The 18,929-nt window shown below is 32.4% G+C and carries 16 protein-coding genes; 9 read left to right on the forward strand and 7 right to left on the reverse strand.

Annotated elements, in window-relative coordinates:
• Positions 1–44: 44 nt before the first annotated feature.
• Complete coding sequence (locus AN960_RS17355; RefSeq protein ID WP_056473951.1) at positions 45–1,079, forward strand: CotS family spore coat protein; 1,035 nt, start codon at positions 45–47, stop codon at positions 1,077–1,079.
• A 188-nt stretch (positions 1,080–1,267) separates the two neighbouring features.
• Here the strand turns inward: AN960_RS17355 and AN960_RS17360 are convergent, their stop codons facing one another.
• From AN960_RS17360 to AN960_RS25150, 4 genes are read right to left on the reverse strand one after another with little or no spacing between them, the layout of a single operon-like run.
• Entirely contained in the window at positions 1,268–2,431 is a 1,164-nt protein-coding gene (locus tag AN960_RS17360) for a Ger(x)C family spore germination protein (protein ID WP_056473952.1), read from the reverse strand.
• Positions 2,418–3,521: a GerAB/ArcD/ProY family transporter gene (locus AN960_RS17365; protein WP_056473954.1), complete on the reverse strand. Its 1,104-nt coding sequence runs from the start codon at positions 3,519–3,521 to the stop codon at positions 2,418–2,420. Before AN960_RS17365 ends, AN960_RS17360 begins: the two co-directional genes overlap by 14 nt.
• 25 nt (positions 3,522–3,546) lie before the next feature.
• Positions 3,547–5,109: a spore germination protein gene (locus tag AN960_RS17370; RefSeq protein ID WP_056473957.1), complete on the reverse strand. Its 1,563-nt coding sequence runs from the start codon at positions 5,107–5,109 to the stop codon at positions 3,547–3,549.
• 5 nt (positions 5,110–5,114) lie between these two features.
• Entirely contained in the window at positions 5,115–5,240 is a 126-nt protein-coding gene (locus AN960_RS25150; RefSeq protein ID WP_286131742.1) for a hypothetical protein, read from the reverse strand.
• 271 nt (positions 5,241–5,511) lie between these two features.
• Here AN960_RS25150 and AN960_RS17375 point away from each other — a divergent pair, with 271 nt between their 5' ends.
• Positions 5,512–6,792 (forward strand): helix-turn-helix domain-containing protein, encoded by a 1,281-nt coding sequence (locus tag AN960_RS17375; RefSeq protein WP_056473958.1) that lies wholly within the window; start codon positions 5,512–5,514, stop codon positions 6,790–6,792.
• Positions 6,793–6,915: 123 nt separating this feature from the next.
• Here AN960_RS17375 and AN960_RS17380 read toward each other — a convergent pair whose 3' ends face one another.
• A complete protein-coding gene (locus AN960_RS17380) occupies positions 6,916–7,890 on the reverse strand; it encodes an NAD-dependent epimerase (RefSeq protein WP_056473960.1) in 975 nt (324 codons plus the stop codon).
• A gap of 294 nt (positions 7,891–8,184) precedes the next feature.
• Here AN960_RS17380 and AN960_RS17385 point away from each other — a divergent pair, with 294 nt between their 5' ends.
• From AN960_RS17385 to AN960_RS17400, 4 genes are all read left to right on the forward strand, one after another.
• A complete protein-coding gene (locus tag AN960_RS17385; RefSeq protein WP_056473962.1) occupies positions 8,185–9,282 on the forward strand; it encodes a CotS family spore coat protein in 1,098 nt (365 codons plus the stop codon).
• Positions 9,279–10,991: a glycosyltransferase family 4 protein gene (locus AN960_RS17390; protein WP_082459559.1), complete on the forward strand. Its 1,713-nt coding sequence runs from the start codon at positions 9,279–9,281 to the stop codon at positions 10,989–10,991. The genes AN960_RS17385 and AN960_RS17390 overlap by 4 nt, the downstream gene beginning before the upstream one ends.
• Positions 10,992–11,509: 518 nt before the next feature.
• On the forward strand, positions 11,510–12,421 hold the full coding sequence (gene galU / locus AN960_RS17395) for a UTP--glucose-1-phosphate uridylyltransferase GalU (RefSeq protein ID WP_056473964.1): 912 nt from the start codon (positions 11,510–11,512) through the stop codon (positions 12,419–12,421).
• A 1-nt stretch (position 12,422) separates the two neighbouring features.
• A complete protein-coding gene (locus AN960_RS17400) occupies positions 12,423–13,733 on the forward strand; it encodes a UDP-glucose dehydrogenase family protein (protein ID WP_056473967.1) in 1,311 nt (436 codons plus the stop codon).
• Between the two features lie 55 nt (positions 13,734–13,788).
• Here AN960_RS17400 and AN960_RS17405 read toward each other — a convergent pair whose 3' ends face one another.
• On the reverse strand, positions 13,789–14,571 hold the full coding sequence (locus AN960_RS17405) for a HipA family kinase (RefSeq protein WP_056473968.1): 783 nt from the start codon (positions 14,569–14,571) through the stop codon (positions 13,789–13,791).
• On the reverse strand, positions 14,564–15,673 hold the full coding sequence (locus AN960_RS17410) for a glycosyltransferase family 4 protein (protein ID WP_056473970.1): 1,110 nt from the start codon (positions 15,671–15,673) through the stop codon (positions 14,564–14,566). Before AN960_RS17410 ends, AN960_RS17405 begins: the two co-directional genes overlap by 8 nt.
• Positions 15,674–16,035: 362 nt before the next feature.
• On the opposite strand from AN960_RS17410, the gene AN960_RS17415 reads away from it, so the two are divergent.
• The 3 genes from AN960_RS17415 to AN960_RS17425 are packed head-to-tail and all read left to right on the forward strand — an operon-like array spanning position 16,036 to position 18,907.
• Positions 16,036–16,890: a MurR/RpiR family transcriptional regulator gene (locus AN960_RS17415; protein ID WP_056473972.1), complete on the forward strand. Its 855-nt coding sequence runs from the start codon at positions 16,036–16,038 to the stop codon at positions 16,888–16,890.
• Positions 16,891–16,914: 24 nt separating this feature from the next.
• A complete protein-coding gene (locus tag AN960_RS17420; protein WP_056473974.1) occupies positions 16,915–18,051 on the forward strand; it encodes an amidohydrolase in 1,137 nt (378 codons plus the stop codon).
• A 16-nt stretch (positions 18,052–18,067) separates the two neighbouring features.
• Complete coding sequence (locus tag AN960_RS17425) at positions 18,068–18,907, forward strand: GNAT family N-acetyltransferase (protein ID WP_056473978.1); 840 nt, start codon at positions 18,068–18,070, stop codon at positions 18,905–18,907.
• The last annotated feature ends 22 nt before the right edge of the window (positions 18,908–18,929 follow it).

The following is an 18,929-nucleotide window of genomic DNA, read 5'->3' on the forward strand; positions in this document are numbered from 1 at the left end:
TCATAGATTAACAATGGATAAGTATTATTTGGGAGGTATCTTTTTTGGACGCTTTTTTTAGTGATTTAGTAAAAAAAGTAATTGCAAATTACCCTATAGAAGTAAAACATAAATCTTTAGAATACATGGATGAAAAAAAAGCTGAGTGGCCCATTGATACAAATATCGGTGAAGTTTTATTGAAGAAAGTTTTAATTGATGATAAATATATTGAATTTTTAATCTATGCGATTGACTATCTAAGAGATAATGGCGTATATACACCAGAGGTATTAACAACTAAATTAGGTGACGGTTTTGTAAAGATGAAAGATGAATATTTTATGTTATTTGAAGCTGTTAATGGGAGGAGACCAAATTTTGAGAGTGAAGAAGATCTCATAGTGATAATGAACGGTATAGCTTCTTTTCATAAAGCTTCAATCGGTATTGAATTAACGAATGAACAATACTCATCATTTCAAACAAAGTGGAAAAATGATTTACAAACTAAATTTATAAAATTAACTAAATGGAAAGAAGAACGAGCTAAGGTTAAGCATCCAAATGAGATTGATAAGCTGTATTTAAAAAATATAAATACCATTTTAATACAATGTGAGAAAGCATTAGCTATTATAGATAAATATAGTATGACTTGCGAAAAGGGAGCAATAAATAAAACAATATGTTATCAGAACTTTGATGTAAAAAACCTTACAATTGATGAAGACGGAAATTTATATTTCTTAGATATGAGTTCGTTAAAAATCGAGTTACAGATTCATGATATGAGAAGAATTTTAAATAAGGTAATGAAAAAAGAAAAAAATTGGAATCCAAAGTTAATGAAGAAAATGATCCTCGCATATCAGGAAATCAATCCGTTAACTTGTAATCATTACCAGTTGCTAAAAGCTGATTTAATATTTCCTCATTTATTTTATGATGTATTTTCGGAACAATACGAAAATACGGAACTATGGGTTGATGCTAATCTAGTTTCAAAAATGAAAAAAATAATTACTTTAGAATTAAGTAAAGAAAGAATAGTTTCTACATTCTTCTTACAAACAAAAGAAACATTAAATGATCAATAAAACCAACTTATTAAATAAGCTCAAATCCAGTTGAATTATGGATTCGAGCTTTCTTTTTTTACACATTAAGAAATTATAAATTGGCAGCAGAGAAGAAAACTCGACGTAGTTGCCAATTTTAGGAACTAAGTATAAGTGCAACTACGCCTCTGTCTTCGCCTAAAGGTTTACCAATCGACGAGTTTTCTTTATTTATTTTTTTTCTTTCCAATCATTCCATAGTCTCTGATCAAAATATGAACATCGTAGTTTATTTTAGCTTTACTAAATCGTTCATCCCAATTCTTACTCATTTTTTTCCATTGTTTAGGGTATTGAATTCTTACTTCGTTACCAAATCCTGCAACATCTGTTTTATATTCTTCTTGAAGCTTCTTCGTTACATTTTCTACAATGCTTCTTACTTCCTTTTCTGTAGCTTTTTCAGCTCTTGTTACGTTTTTCTCATCAAACAACGGTCTTAATTTAGGGTTCCAATATTCTGAAATTCTACCTTCTGACTCAATTTTTACGTCAAAAGAGATTTTGTCACCTTTTAAATGAGGTGTAACCTTGCTTTTCATTGATTCAATTTGAAACCAAGTTGGACCATCCGATTTTTTTGTGAATGCTTTTACAGCACCACCTTTTCCTTGTGCAGTAATCCAGTTAATTCCTTCAACTTCCTGTTTATCAAGAGTGCCAATCATTTTGTTTTTCTTACCATTAAAGATTGCACCACCAGCAAACTTAACACCTTTATCAGTTGTTTCTAATAATTGGAGTAGAAAACTTGTACCAGAGTTCATTAATCCTCCAATTTTTATTAATGGAGTTTTACTGACAATTTCTGAAGTTAATGATTCATTTGCGATTTCTACAATTCGTAATGCAGGTATTACATTTGGTTCACTTGTTTCTAGTGCTTGACTGGCTTTCCCTTTTCCTATAAAAATTAGAGTACTACCACGAATATCAATATCTCGGAAATACAAATCAGTAAGCTCACGTAGTTTTATTTTTCTAGCAAGTTCATCACTAATTACAACGCATTTTTGATGTGCGCCAAAAATGAATCCTTCTCTTTTTAAAGTTGTTTCCCAACCAGAGGGTTCTAACGAAATGCCTTCGCCGATCACATTTATATAAGGTTTTGTGGGAATAGCACCACCTGATTTTGTAGTCATTGCCTCAGGAACTACATATTGTAGTGTCGATTTAATTTTCCCTTCACCATCCATATCTATAGAAGAACCTACTATAATATTTAAATCCTCTATTGGTTTACTACTCCAGCATCCTGATAATAAAGTTAAGAGACTTAGATAAAAAAATGTACTTATTAAGATTCGTTTAAATCTACATTTTCTCATTTAATTTTTTCCTCACAAATGAAATCACAAGCAGCAGAAGAGGGACAATGCCAAATACATAAAATGAAGTATTTCCGAGTGTATCGGCCATTTTAAAAGTTTCATTTATATCTTTTGGAATCATTGCAATAATGTAAATAAATGGTAATGAACCAAAGAGAAACGGCTTCATACTTTTTTTATTAAAAATTTGAGATACTCCTAGGGCACAAATATAATATGCAATGATAAATGTAGCAAAAATTTGCATAACCCAAATAACTAGTAGTAATGAGTCAAATCTTTCTACAATTAGACCTTGTATATCATAGCTTCGAATATAAGTTAGTACAGGCCAAGTTTGTAATAAAACACCATCTACCGAGAAAGCACCAACTACAGCAACAACGGTAACCGAATAAAAAACAAATGGTATACCTATCCCAAGTACAATTGATTTTGTAATCTTCTTTTTATCCTTCATAAACATAAAAATAAACAAAACCACTTCATATCCTGAAAATGAAAGGGAAGTTGTTTTAATACCATTAAGGACGGGTTTGAAACCATTTCCTAGGACAGGACGTAGGTTGTCTATTTCAATAATTTCTATTCCTAAAAAAATAACTAATAAAAAGAATAATACAGTGATTGGAAAAATAATTTCCAATATTCTAGCGATTGGATTGATGCCACCTAGAACTAAATATAAACCAATCCACATGAATGGAATTAAAATGGCCCAAGTAGGAGTACCTTGTAGTAAGAATAATCTAGTAGTTTCTGCCATTACCCGAACCTCAAAAGCTGAAAGGAAAATATAGTAAAAGACTATGATAATACCTAGTGGAATTGCCAACCATTTACCAATTATTTTTTGAGTAAATTGAAAATAGGTTTCGTTAGGATATTGTTTACATAGCATAACTAGAAAGAAGACTAAGATCATAATTAATAATCCTGAAATTATTACGGAAATCCAACCATCTGGCGTTTTTACTTTTTCGGTAATCGTTCTTGGTAATAGTAAAATTCCTGCACCAAAAATAAAATTTACGATAAGCATCACAGTTTGATTCGTTGATATTTGATCAATCGGCTTTGAAACCATAATCTAGTACTCCTCTTTTCTCATGCTATTTCATCCTTCTAGTTCGTTTAGCTTGAATACTTTTAGGTCGTTTTTTCATCATAAATAAAGGAGCTCTTACGACGAAATCCTTCCAATCACTAAATCGAACTGGAGCAGCAGGACTTAGGTAAGGAACACCAAAGCTTTTGAGTTGAACTAAATGACTACATATTAATAGAAAAAATAAAATGACTCCATATAAACCAAATACACTCGCAAAAAGCATGGATAAAAAACGTAGCAAACGAAGGGCAATTCCTACATTATATTGTGGTAATGTAAATGAGGAGATTGCCGTTACTGCAACGACAATAACCATAATTGTACTGACAATACCTGCTTCAACTGCGGCTTGACCAATAATTAATCCTCCTACAATTCCTAAAGATTGCCCAATCGGTTTTGGTAAACGAAGTCCGGCTTCCCTTAATACTTCGATCGAGATTTCCATTATTAGTGCTTCAATTAACGGAGGAAATGGCACTCCACCTCTAGTGGCTGCTATATGAAATACTAATTTTGTCGGAATTAAGCCTTGATGAAACGAAATAAATGCAATGTATAAAGATGGAGCAAACAATGCAATAAAACAAGCTAAATATCGTAATAATCGAACTAAAGTTGCTGCAAACCATCTTTCATAATAGTCCTCAGGAGATTGTATTAACATCTGAAAAGTTACAGGAGCAATTAGCACAAATGGTGAACCATCTAATATAATGGCAACCCGCCCTTCCATTAATGCACTCATAACTCGATCAGGTCGTTCGGTACTTTGAATCTGAGGAAAAGGGCTTAAATAATCATCTTCTATTAATTGTTCGATATAACCAGAATCGGGAACGCTATCAATTTCAATTCGTTTAATTCTCTTTTTTACTTCTTCAATAATTTTTGAATCCGCAATCGTTGAGATGTATGCTATCACTAATTGTTTCTTTGAAACTTCTCCGACTTCATAGCCTAACATTGTTAAATCTGGATTTTTTCCAGAGCGTCTTAACATGGCTGTATTATCAGCTAAATTTTCAACAAAGCCAAGTCTTGGACCACGAACAAGTGCCTCAGAATCAGGTTCTTTTACTTCTCTAGTTTTCGTTAATGCTTCTCCTATCAAAAAACATTCAGAAATACCATCTATTAACAAAGCAATTGAACCAAATAGAACATCTGATTTTAATTTTTTATAAGTACTGACCTCTTCAATTGTACAAACAGTGAGTGATTGCTCTTTAATAAATCTTTTCATGTCTTTTAGATTTAGAGATTGTCCATTATTTCTTAGATTGATGGCGATGTCAGTGAGTCCCGTCATTAATTCGCCCAGAATATGTACTTGAATTAAGTCTGCATTAGATAAGCCATCAATAAAAATGATTGCTAGTTGAATATCTGTTTCACCTAATAGAAATTCTCTAAATTTAACATCAGAATTTTGTCCAATATCATTAAAAATCCGAGACAGGTTTACTTGGAGTTCATCGGACAAATTCTCATCATTATTTTGAGCTTCATTATTTAGAGAGTCCTCATTTTCCTGATTAATTTTGGATCTCCACCGCTTCATTTAAATCACTCTTTCTCCATATAATGAACCCATTTGAAAAATTTTGATAAACCTACAGGAACGATAAAGGTAACAAAAGCTTGAATGAAAATGGGATACTCAGGTATTAATGAAATAATCTTTTTCAACATTTAATCATCCTCAGGTAAAATTTTAATAAATGATAAAGGTATTATTTCCCATTATAGGAAAAGCATGCAGAAGGGGATAAAACAGCTTTTAAATAATTAATTAATTTTAATTAAATAATTGAATATTTCCTATTTTAAAAAAACTGCAAAATAGTATAATAAACCTATTAGAATATGTGTGATAATACCTAGTTGTCCATTTTTTTATCTAGACAAAAGGTTGGAAACGAAAAATTGAAATAAATTATTACCAAGTATGAGAGGAAAGCCGATGAATCAGATACTTCTATATGATTTTCTTACATTAATGAATGACAAAAATTGGAATAAAGCTGATTTGGCTAAATATTCTGGAATCCATATTAGTGATATTAGTAGAGTATTTAATAATAAAAAACCATTATCTTTGCATTATTTAGATGCAATTACAGAAGCGTTCGGTTTGGCAGAAGGACATTTTTACTCGAGCTATACACAATTATGCTTTAATCAGAATCGATATTTAGATAAACGAAGAAGTGTAGCGTTTATTTATAAATGTGCTATAAAGGGATTTAAAAAAGAGTTAAACTTTATCATTTCTGAAATGTTAGAGGAAAAATCTAAGACAATACGGACGAAAAATTTACAAAATTTATTTGAGATTGCTGAAAAGTTATTTTCTGAAGGGAAGGAGAAAGAGGCATTACCTTTGTATGAAATCATTATTCATGACATGCCAGATCAAACAGCAGAAGAAGTCGCTATTAGTTATTTTAGAAAGTACTATTTAAATAGACTAACAGAGGAAGGACCAGCTACTCTTGTCCATGTACTTGAGTATGTGAGCTATATGCCAGATGATTTTCAGGAATTAACAATTTTGTGGATTACGGCTACTTACTATATGTTAAAACAATGGGACAAGGTCCTCCATTATTCAAAACGATTAGAAAAAATGGCAAAGAATCAAAAACATTTTGGATATGCATTAGTATACCAAGGCTTCGCTTTAAATAGGTTAAGTAGTTCAATAGATGAAGTGCTTGAAATAATAAAGAAATATAAAAAGATTAATGATTTTTTTGAAGAGGCTGCGATCGGTAATCGTTATGTTACATTCCTTGATTTTGGTGAGTTACATTATGTTGATGAATACTATGATTGGATAAAAGATCGAGATGATTTATATGTAGGTATTCCGAGAATTATAGAATCCTATGTAAAATTAGGTAGATTAGAAGATGCTTTAGTTTTAATCAATCAAAATGAAAAAGTAATTAATGAAATGGCATATAGTACAAACTTGTATAAACAACAATTGTATTTGGATTTCTGTTACGCACAATCACTTTTAAAATGTGAAAATAAGCAATATATTGAAGGTCTAAATGATTTAATAAAGGTAGCTAGAAAAGTTAAAAATGTAGGTATAATTGAAAAATTTAAACAATGCTTATTATCAATTTGGCACTATAGAGAACATTTAACAGATCAATTAAATGAAGATTATATTCAAATGTTAAGTGAGGATCGGAACCAGTCGAATAATTTATATGCAGTGAGCCCTTAAACTGGGCTTCTTTTTGTCATTAAACAGCAATAGCTGAAAATTATTTTTAGATTAGACAAATAAACCACAAGGAATATTAATCCATGTGGTTATTTTCATTTGTAACTTTATTTACATAAGTTATTAGTCGATCTTTTTATACTCCTTAAACCATTTAACGAATTTAGCAATACCGTCCTCAATCGAAGTAGTTGGACTATACTGAATGTCATTTACGAGTTGATCAATATCGGCATATGTTTCAAGTACTTCTCCTGTAACCATCGGCAATAATCGGATATTTGCCTTTATGCCAAGTTCCTTTTCTATAACTTCAATAAAATAGTTTAATTTCACTGGGCTATTGTTACCAATATTATAAAGTTTATAAAACGAGGAAGATTCATTTGGTGGTCCATTTTTAATGATTCTTACAATTGATTCAACTACATCATCAATATAAGTAAAATCTCGTTTCATATTTCCATAATTATAAACATCTATTGGTTGTCCGTTAGTAATTGAATTAGCAAATTTATATAATGCCATATCTGGTCTACCCCATGGTCCATAGACCGTAAAAAAACGCAATCCAGTAGTAGGTAGATTAAACGTATGACTATATGAATATGCCATTAATTCATTTGATTTTTTTGTGGCTGCATATAAACTAATTGGTTGGTCAACTCGATCATTAATTGAAGAGGGAGTTTTTTTATTATTTCCATAAACAGAACTAGAAGAGGCGTATATGAGGTGTTTAATTTGATGATTTTTACAACACTCTAATATATTGGCAAAACCTACAAGGTTTGATTGGATATATGACCCTGGATTTTCTAAACTATATCTCACTCCAGCCTGTGCTGCTAGATTAATGACTAGATCGAAATTATATTGTGCGAATAGCTCTTCTAATAGTTCCATTTCATGAATTGAGCCATTTATGAAACTAAAATGCTCGTATTTCTTTAAAAGTTCCAATCTATCATATTTTAGACGTCTGTCATAGTAATCATTAATATTATCAATTCCAATAATCTGAAAACCTTGATCTAATAGGCGCTTGCTTAGATGAAATCCAATAAATCCGGCACATCCGGTAATAAAGATGCGCATAGTATTAGCTTTTTTAATGTTAAAAACCTCCTTATCTAACAAGAGTTGGAATATCATATGTTGGAGAAAACGACAAAGTTCGAATACATTTATAAATATGTATATAACTAGTTTAGGGAAAATACTTTTTTAATAGAATACACATATACCCTCACAATACTTGGACAAAATCATATTATTACATTAGGTCTTAATACACTTAGAGCAATAAGAGTAGATAAGCAATGATTTATTACATTTCATGAAAAAGAAATGTGAATTTTTTTATGGGCTCTAAAAAGTAGGAGGGAGAAATTGAATAATATAATAATTGAGCCATGGATTGTCGATGAGCTTATTCATGATGAATTCTATGTGCCCGAATATATTGAAAAAATTGGTCTTGAAGTACTTAAATTCTATGACCTTCAAGTAAATAGCATGCAAGTAATTACGACGAAAGCTGACAAAGGCGGAGCGATTTGGAAAATTGAAACAAACGATGGTCCAAAAAGTTTTAAGCTTTTACACAGAAGACCAACTAGAAGTATGTTTAGTTTAGGGGCTCAGAAGTATTTAGTTGAGGTTCAACAGGCTAGGGTTCCAAGCATTGTTCGAACTAGAGATGGCGAAGAATATGTAGAAGCTGGTGGAAAGCTATGGTTCGTTGCAGAATGGATTGAAGAGTTAGCACCAGTTTCTAAAGACTTAGAAGGTGCTAAGCAGTTATGTTATGCGCTTGGTGAGTTTCATCGTTTAAGTAAAGGCTATGAACCACCGATTCAAGCAGAAATTGCATCAAGATTGCACAAATGGCCAAAAAGTTATGAAAAAGTATATAACAAAATGAATTGGTTTAGAACAATTGCATTGGCTTATGATGAAATGCCAGCTAGTCAGGATTTATTAAATGTAGTAGATGTATTTCAAGAACAAGCAAGAAAGAGTATGGAAGACCTAAACAATTCGGGTTACTTTAATATGGTGAATGAAGGAAATGCAAGTTGGGGCCTAGTTCACCAAGATTACGGCTGGTCAAATGGTCAAATGGGACCAAATGGAATGTGGGTTATTGATTTAGACGGAGTTGCATATGATTTGCCAATTCGTGATCTTAGAAAACTGATATCTGGTACAATGTCCGATTTATTCGCTTGGGATGCTACATGGGTAAGGGAAATGATTAACGCATATCACGAAGCAAATCCAATTTCTAAAGAATTATATGAAGTATTAATGATTGATTTTACAATGCCAAATGAATTTTATAAAAACATTAAAGAAGTACTTTATGAACCAGAATTATTTTTAGGTGAACCGACTAAACAATTAATTCAATCAATCGTTGACTTAGAGCAGTCAAAGTGGGCAACATTGAATGAGGTTCGCAACGACTGGAGTGGAAAAGAATGAAAATATTAATGGTATGTACAGAAAACCTACCAGTACCTCCAGTTTTAGGTGGTGCGATTCAGACTTATATTGCAGGAAGTTTACCTTATTTAAGTAAAGTACACGATATAACAGTATTAGGTGTTAATGACCCATCATTACCAGATGAAGAAACAATCGACGGTGTACATTATGTACGTGTGCCTGGGAAAGTATTAGAACTGTATCGTGAAGGTGTAGTTGAATATATTAAAGGAAATCAATTTGATTTAATCCACATTTTTAACAGACCACGACTTGTCCTTCCGATTAGAAAAGTAGCACCAAATTCAAAAATCACTTTAAGTATGCATAATGATATGTTTAATATTGGAAAAATAGCTGTTGATGAAGCGAATTTAGTATTAGAAGAAGTTTCAAGTATCGTTACAGTAAGTGATTATGTAGGAAATGTAATTCGTGAACTTTATCCTCAAAGTGCAAATAAAATCAGAACGATCTACTCAGGTGTTGATTCTGACCGTTTCTTACCTGGTAATGATCCTAAAATGATTAGTACAAGAGACACACTTAGAAAAGAATTTGGTTTAGAAAATAAAACGGTTATTTTATTTGCAGGAAGACTTTCAGAAAACAAAGGTGTAGACCGTCTAATAAGAGCATTGCCAACACTTTCAAAAACCTTCAAGGATTTAGCTTTAGTCATCGTAGGAAGCAATTGGTTTAGTCAAAATAATGTTACAGACTATGTAGCATATATTCGTGCAATCGCCAAAAAGCAAGATGTGCCGATTATTACAACAGGGTTTGTATCACCTTTTGAAATTCACAACTGGTTTGCAGTAGCAGATTTATTTGTATGTACTTCATTATGGCAAGAGCCTCTTGCAAGGGTTCACTATGAAGCGATGGCAGCTGGACTTCCAATTGTAACAACTGCTCGAGGTGGTAATCCTGAAGTCATTATACCAGGTGAGAATGGATTAATCGTAGAAAATCCAGTGGATCCAGATGAATTCGCTACCAAAATCACAGAAATATTATCAAACAAAACGCTTATGAAGAATATGGGAATAAAAGGTAGAGAACTTGCAGTTACTAAGTATTTATGGAGTCGTGTAGCAAATGAAATTCTATCTACATGGAGCCAAACTGAATATGCTTCATCTATTTCACCAGAACTATTAGAACAATATGAGCCTCAAAAATTATTTAAAACTGCAGTACAAAATTCACAGTTGAATGTAGCTAATAATAGTGTATCTGAAGTAAACGAACAATCGACGACAGAAATTATTGAAGTAAACGAACAACCGACGACAGAAATCATTGAAGTAATCGAACCAACTGTAGAAATAAAACCAACTACTGAATCAATAGTAGAAGTACCAAAACCAGTAACTCAGTCCGAAATCAATTCTATTGGAGAAATGCTAGAAATCTTAGTAGAGAAAGCAAAATCAGTTCCTAAAGAAAATGTAGTCACAAAAGTAACGGAAGAATTTTCAGTTAATACGAATCCAAGAGTATTAAGACGAATTAGAAGAGTAACTGATCAGGTCGTAAATAATGCAAGCTCATATTCAAACCTAAACGAAAGACCATATGCAAATGAAGTAAGTAGAGTAGAAAATAGGGCTAACAATCTATCTAATCATGTTAAATCAGAACCATTTAGATTAAAGAAAATTCCTAGCGTAACTGAAGTGCATAGAAACAGATATCGATAAAAAATCATATTTTTGAGGAATATGTCTAAATAAAAAGAGGCAGTCTCATCAGTTTAAATACTTTTGAGATAGCCTTTTTTAGTTTGGAAATAATTTTTTATGAGGGGTTTCAGACGAGAGCGGTTTATACTACTAACACTTTGTAATAACACAGCTTAATGAAGGTTAAATTGGCTAAATTAACGCCAAAACGACGTAATGAATGTCTTAAGTGTGTCAATTCCATAAACGACAAAATTGGCCATATTACAGCTAAATATACATCATGGATTCAATCATACAAAACTAGTTCAAATAACACGGAAAGTCTTTCATATAGATTATTTTGGTGCATGAATACCTACAAATATTTCTTTTTAATAGAATGGTTTATTAGTGTTCTAAAATAAATAAATCTGTAGGCTAAAAAAGCTAGTTTTTAAGTCAGAAACTTTCTAAACATAATAGGTATATATGGTGACAAGTCCTCCGGTATTTACATATAAAGTATAATGAACAAATGTTTGGAGGCAAGTTAAATGAAAATCCGCAAGGCTATAATTCCCGCTGCTGGTCTCGGGACTCGGTTTTTGCCGGCAACAAAAGCGTTGCCAAAAGAAATGTTACCTATAGTTGATAAACCAACTATTCAATATATCGTTGAAGAAGCCGTAGCTTCAGGAATTGAAGAAATTATTATTATTAGTGGTAGAGGCAAACGAGCAATTGAGGATCATTTTGATAAATCATATGAATTAGAAGAATCATTATCTCGAAAAAACAAGCTAACTGTTTTGGAAGAAATGCAGAAAATATCTAATATGGTGAAAATCTTCTATGTGCGTCAAAAGGAACCGAAAGGATTAGGCGATGCAATATTATGTGCTAAGAGTTTTATAGGAGATGAACCATTTGCTGTTTTGTTAGGAGATGACATAGTAATGTCTACAACACCTTGCTTACAGCAAATTATTAATGTTTACGAGAAATATAATGCCCCGGTTATTGCTGTTCAGAATGTTCCTGATGAAGAAGTAAGTAAATATGGCGTTATTAAACAAAAGGACAGTACTTACGATACAAATACAAATCTATTCCAAGTTGAGTGTCTAGTGGAAAAACCAAAATTGAAAGATGCCCCATCAAATTATGCAATTATGGGAAGATACATTCTTACTCCAGAGATTTTTGATGTTTTAGAAACAATTTCTGTGGGACAAGGCTGTGAATTACAATTAACAGATGCGATTAATGAATTAAATAAAAATCAATTTGTCTTAGCATATAATTTCGAAGGTAAACGATATGATATCGGAAATAAAATCGGATTTATAATGGCTACAATTGATTTTGCGATTAATAGAGAAGATATAAAAGATGAGGTAATTGAATTTTTAAATGAGGTCATATCTGAACATGCTCTAAATATGAAGAATCAGGAAGTGGATTGACTTGAAAATTTCGATATTAGGTACGGGCTATGTAGGTTTAACAACAGGAGTCTGTTTAGCAGAGATTGGTCACTCAGTAACTTGTATTGATATAAATGAACTTAAAATAAAAAATTTGTGTGCAGGTATTTCTCCTATTTATGAACCAGGAATTGAAGAGTTAATCACTAATAATATTAAGTTAGGAAAATTATCTTTCACAACCTCTTATGATAGAGGGTTAGAAGATGCTAAGGTTATTATCATTGCAGTAGGTACCCCTCAAAGAGAAGATGGGGCGGCAAATTTATCCTATCTTGAGGGAGCAGCGATTGATATCGCGAAAAATATTAAACAAGACGTAATTATTGCGATAAAAAGTACTGTTCCAGTTGGAACGAATGAAGTAGTAAAGGAAATTATTCAACAAAATTGCAGTAAAGATATTGTAATTGACGTTGTTTCCAATCCAGAGTTTCTAAGACAAGGCTCCGCAATTAAAGATACGATGGAAGCAGATCGAATCATTATCGGTAGCGATTATCAAGAGTCTGCTAGAATTGTTGAAGAACTGTATAAACCATTAAATGTACCAATCTTGATTACTAGTATTCGAAGTGCAGAAATGATTAAATACGCATCCAATGCATTTTTAGCTAGCAAAATCAGTTATATAAACGAAATTGCAAATCTTTGCGAAGCACTCGGTGCAAATGTAGAAGATGTAGCAAAAGGAATGGGCAAAGATAAACGAATCGGTGAAGCGTTTTTATATGCTGGAATAGGTTATGGTGGCTCTTGTTTCCCGAAGGATGTTAAAGCATTATTGCATACAGCTGAGTTAAATGGGATTGAATTTGGTTTTTTAAAGGAAACTATTTCGATTAATAATTTTCAACGTGAATTGCTCGTAAAAAAAGCTATTGAACGATTTGGTATATTAAAAGGGAAAAAGATTGCATGTCTAGGATTATCTTTTAAACCAGATACAGACGATATGAGAGAAGCACCTTCTATTAATATCATAAATTCTCTAACAGAATTAGGGGCAGAGGTCATTGCATATGACCCTGTTGCAATTGAAAACGCAAAAAAAATACTAGGTAGCAATTTAACGTTCGCTAGTTCAATAAATGAATGTGTAACGGATACAGATGCAATTTTTATTGTTACTGAGTGGAGAGAATTTAGAGAACTTGACTTGCCTAGCATTTTAACTAAAATGAAGAATCCAATTATTTTTGACGGAAGAAACTGTCTATTGGAAGACAGAATAAGAGATTGTGAGAAAATAGAATATTACCCAGTTGGTAAACCGTCCATCATTCGATAGCATAATAAAAATAAAAAAACGACTTTCAAACTAATTTGAAGTCGTTTTTATTATTCTACTCATTTTCTTCATGTAATGGACGGTAGATCGTTTTGACGAATTTATGTTTAAGATAAGGGAGAATTTTTTTTCTACGATTTACTAATCTGCCGACAATTGCCTTTTTGTCTTCCTTTGATATTAACCAATCATCAGGTATGACTTCTACAATTTCTTCTAAAAGCAGAACTGGGAATCTTTGGATGATCTGCAGTTGTTCATTAAATTCTTCTTCACTATTTATATATTTGGACATGAATTGATGAGTTGAACTTTTCATAATATTTTGAGGCAATGTTTCTAACTCTGAAATTAACCAGCTGTAAGAACCAAATGCTTCAGCATGGTCAATGATCCAAAGTTTAAATTGGTCTAAACTTTCTTCGCGAAGTAAAATGTTTTTTCGAGTCCGATCTCCATTACACAGCCAATAATCGAATAAAATGATGCCAGCAAGCTGATTGTTATTCAAAATATTAGGAACCGATCCGACTTGATGACCATTTAACGTTTCAGGTACATATAAAGAAATAAACTGAAACTTTGAATTCTGAACATCTTCTGGTTCTATATCCGGTATTGTTTTTGAAAATTCTTCAGGAATAGAAACGATTTGAGCAAAAGGAACCGGTAAATCTAAAAATCTAGCAATGCAATAGGCAACCCATTCGTTCGGTAATGTTTTCTCAAATCCGGATCTAAAATATTTCACAACATAATCTCTACCATCACTAAATGTAATTAAATGAGCATTTGATTTTCCTTCTAGTTTTTTAATATAGGAAACTGGTTCAATCATTTTGAATCACATCACTATTTTTGCCTTGACCAAATTTAAGTAGATATTCGCGATAAATATCTGCCACTTTATGGATCGCAAAATTTTCTTCAACATGTTTGATAGCATTCTGTGATAGCTTTTCATGAAATTTCTTATTATCAACGATTGAATATATTTTTTTAACAGCATCTTGAACATCATGTCCTCTAAAAAGCATACCTGTTTCACCTTGAAGAACGATTTCTGAAATAGGCACTATATTAGAAGCAACAACTGGAACGCCACATGCCATAGACTCAATAAAGGTATTACCAAATGATTCTACTTTTGTAGTTGCGATTGTACAACCACCTGATTGAAGTACTTTAGCATATACATGGGGCATTTGTTGATAAGGAATAACCGGAAACCATTTAATCATATCGGTTAGACCTTCTTCCTTCCAAGTTAATGCAAAGTCCTCTCGCTGAACACTTTGAGCTCCTCCAATTAACCAAATTTCAATATCCGACCGTTCACTTTTTATCAATTTTGCAACTTCGATTAACATTGGCCAGTTTTTTCGTTTATCCACTCGACCGATACAGCACACAATTTTTTTATTGTTTGGAAGGATTGGATTATTTTCGTATGCGATTTCATCCCCCGCTAATGGATGGAAAAATGATGTGTCAACACCATTGTAGATTACTTTAATGGGGATATTATCTGTTAAGATGGAAACTAATCTTTTTTGAAAATTTGATGGAACAATAATAGAAACAGGTTCAATGGATCTAAATTTCTTTAAATGAGGTTGTAGTTTAATAAGCTCGGGCGTACGTGCTTCTACAATAACTGGACCTTTATATTGAGCTTTTTGTAACCACTTATACGCTGATCCCGTATCTACTACAATGATTGCGTCATATGCATTGTTTTTAATGATATCAATAATTTCGTTTTCGTCCTTCGTTAAATAGACAGGTGCAATATCTTCCATTATGTGTAATCCACCATGATCTGTTGTGTATAGAAACTCAGTATCAATTCCAAACTTTTTAAAATAAATTGAACGATTCCTCCAGCCAGCATTTACTCCACCAACTGTTAAGAGACGCCAGATGATTAAGACTTTCAAATTTTCCCCTCCTTGGTTTTAGGGTATACAAATAACCTTTTTACTTATATGAAAACTAATTGTATACACGATTACGGCTTTTGACCGGATTCAAATTTTGAATAGTAGTCCTATTTTAGTTAATTCAAATTGAGGTAAATTGTAAGGGCAATTAACTACAAACTACAAATATTTATATGGTTAAAAGCAGAAAAATAGTTAGGAAATTACATTATATTTTTTATGGTCTTTTCGTGTTTCTTTACTTCTACTTTTCCTTGCTCCTGATTTAGGGATATGATAATGTATAAGAAAAAGAAGTATTAACTGCAACTTTTAAAATAAGTGAAGGATAAACTTCATCATTGGAAGGATTAAAAATAATGGAGCGACCTAATTTTAAATTGTTAGTTAAAGAAAAATTTTCACAATTATCACCAGGGCAAAAAAAAGTAGCGACTTATATGATTGAAAATCTTGAGGAGTGTGCTTTTAAAACTGCTTATCAAATTGGAAAAAAAGCTGATGTTAGTGAAACAACGGTCATTCGTCTTTCATATGCACTCGAATTTGAAGGCTTCAGTGATATGCAGTTAAGTGTTCAAAATGAGTTTCTTCATTTAAATAAAGCCGATTATATAAAAGAAAAAGAAGAGATAAAAAATGTAGAAGGTCAAAATACTTTTACAAAAATTATCGAAAATGAAGTCAATATTTTAAGAAACTTATTACAACCTTCGAATATTAAGGAAATTTCAAAAGCTGTAGAAGCAATTACCTGTGCGGATCAAGTGTTAATTGTTGGTCATCGTGTATCTCATATAGCTGCGTATTGGTTTTCGAATACGTTGAGCTCAATTAGAGGAAACGTAATGTATTGTTCTCCAGCAGGTGACTTTTATGAAAAGTTTTGTAATTTAACAGAAAAATCAGTTGTTGTTGCATTTTCTTTTCCAAGGTATGCAAAGGAAACACTAACAATTGCAGAATGTACGAAAGAAAATGGAGTAAGTTTAATTTCGGTTACTGATCGATTATTATCACCAATTGGTCGAATTGCAGATATTGTTCTAACTACAGAAGAGAACGTGGAAAGTGGTTCTAACTCAATCGCATCAGTTATTAGTCTATTAAATTTAGTGATTGCTGGATTATATGAAAAAGACAAAAAAAGAATTCAGATGTATCAACAAAAATTGGAAAAAATTTATTCTTCCTATGAAGTATTTATTGAATAGAAAAAACAGTTAGGAGCATATCTTATGAATCCACAATCTTATCTAGATCAAAACAAAGAAAATATTTTAAAGACTTACAGGGATTTACATAAGCTAGCTGAGCCTAGTTGGCAAGAAGAAAAAACAGCAAAGTATTTAAGAGAACGACTGAATGGTGCAGATGTTGAGATTAAAACGTTTAAAAAACATTTTGGCTTTATTGCTGAACTTAAGGGACAAAAAGATACAGTTGTAGCGCTAAGAGCTGATATGGATGCACTAGTTCAAGAAGTTGACGGTGTTGTAATGGCAAATCACTCATGTGGTCATGATGCTCATAGTACGATGGTTTTATATGCAGCGTTGGCCATTTCTGCAAGTGGGATAAAGCCAAAACATACAATTCGATTTATCTTCCAGCCAGCCGAAGAAAAGGGTGAAGGAGCCCTTCAAATGATGGAAGATGGTGCATTAGACAATGTCATTTCATTGTTTGGCGTACACTTAAGACCAGAAAGAGAAGTACCTTTTCAAAAGGCATCTCCTGTGATCATACATGGTTCGGCTGAAACGATTAAAGGTACAATTCGAGGAATTCAAGCACATGCATCAAGGCCACAAGATGGTATTAATGCAATTGAAGTAGCTGCGGAAATAGTAAATAAATTAAAGCAAATCAATTTAAATACAGATATCCCTCATTCAATTAAAATGACTCAAATTCAAACTGAAAATGAAGCATCAAATACGATACCGGAAACAGTAAAATTTTCACTTGATGTTAGAGCGCAAACGAATGACATTATGAATCAATTAAACGCACGTACAGTTGAGGTTTTTGAGGAAACGATGATTGAATCAAAAGCTAAGATTTCGTGGTCTATGGAAGAATTTGTTCCAGCGGCCATACAAAACGAGCAAGCAATAAAAATTACCGAAAGAGCCATTGCTGAAATAATAGGACATGAAAACGTAGTGCCTGAGTGTATATCAAATGGTGGTGAGGACTTCCATTTCTATACAAATAAATATCCTGAAATCGCTGCTACAATGGTCGGTTTAGGTTGTGGATTAACGCCAGGGTTGCATCATCCTCATATGAGTTTTAATTTAGAAGCACTTCATTATGGAGCGAAAATTTTAACTCAAACAGTTTTATTAGCATCAGAACAAGAACAATGAAGAGGTGAATGACATGATGGACAAACTGAATCAATCTGAAGTTAATTCTGGGATTAAAATCCGTTCCCTTCATTCAATAGAAGAAATGGAGCAGGTGCGAAAATTAGAATCTAAAATTTGGGGTTTTGAGGATTCGATTCCTACGCATCAAACAATTACAGCTGCAAAAAATGGTGGCTTAGTTTTAGGTGCATTTTTTGAAGGGAAAATGGTTGGATTTCAATATAGTTTTCCTGGATATGATGGACAAAATGTATATCTTTGTTCACATATGCTTGGAATTGACCAAGAGTTTCGTAATAAAGGGATTGGAAAATTGCTTAAAATTGCCCAGCGAGAAGAAGCTATTAAACTCGGCTATAAATTGATTACTTGGACTTATGATCCATTAGAAACCGCAAATGGCTATTTAAATATTTCAAAGTTAGGTGGAGTTTGTAATACGTATATTGAAAACTGCTATGGAGAAATGGAAGACTTACTAAATAGTGGAATTCCATCAGACCGTTTTCTAGTTGAATGGTATATTGCAAAAGGGGAAAAGGAAAAAGAGAATTTGAGACCATTTGAATTAGATGAAGCAGTTAAAAATTCTCTTATTAAATGGGAAGAAAACAATGAAGGAATACCAGTGCCGATTCAAAACGATACCGCTATGTTTAGCGATTTAGCCTTTATTGCGGTTCCAAAAGATTTCCGAACAATTAGAGACACGAATATAAAAGTTGCAACCCAGTGGCGAATGCTTACTAGAGAGTCCTTTAAAAAATTATTTCAAAGCAGATGGAAAGTTACTGGATTTTATAAGAATTCAGAAACGGAAGTGCCAGTTCATTTTTATGTACTGAACAAATAGAAAAGTAATAAAGGAGAGTTCG

The organism is Bacillus sp. FJAT-25509 (genome assembly GCF_001420605.1).
GTDB lineage: Bacteria > Bacillota > Bacilli > Bacillales > Bacillaceae_G > Gottfriedia.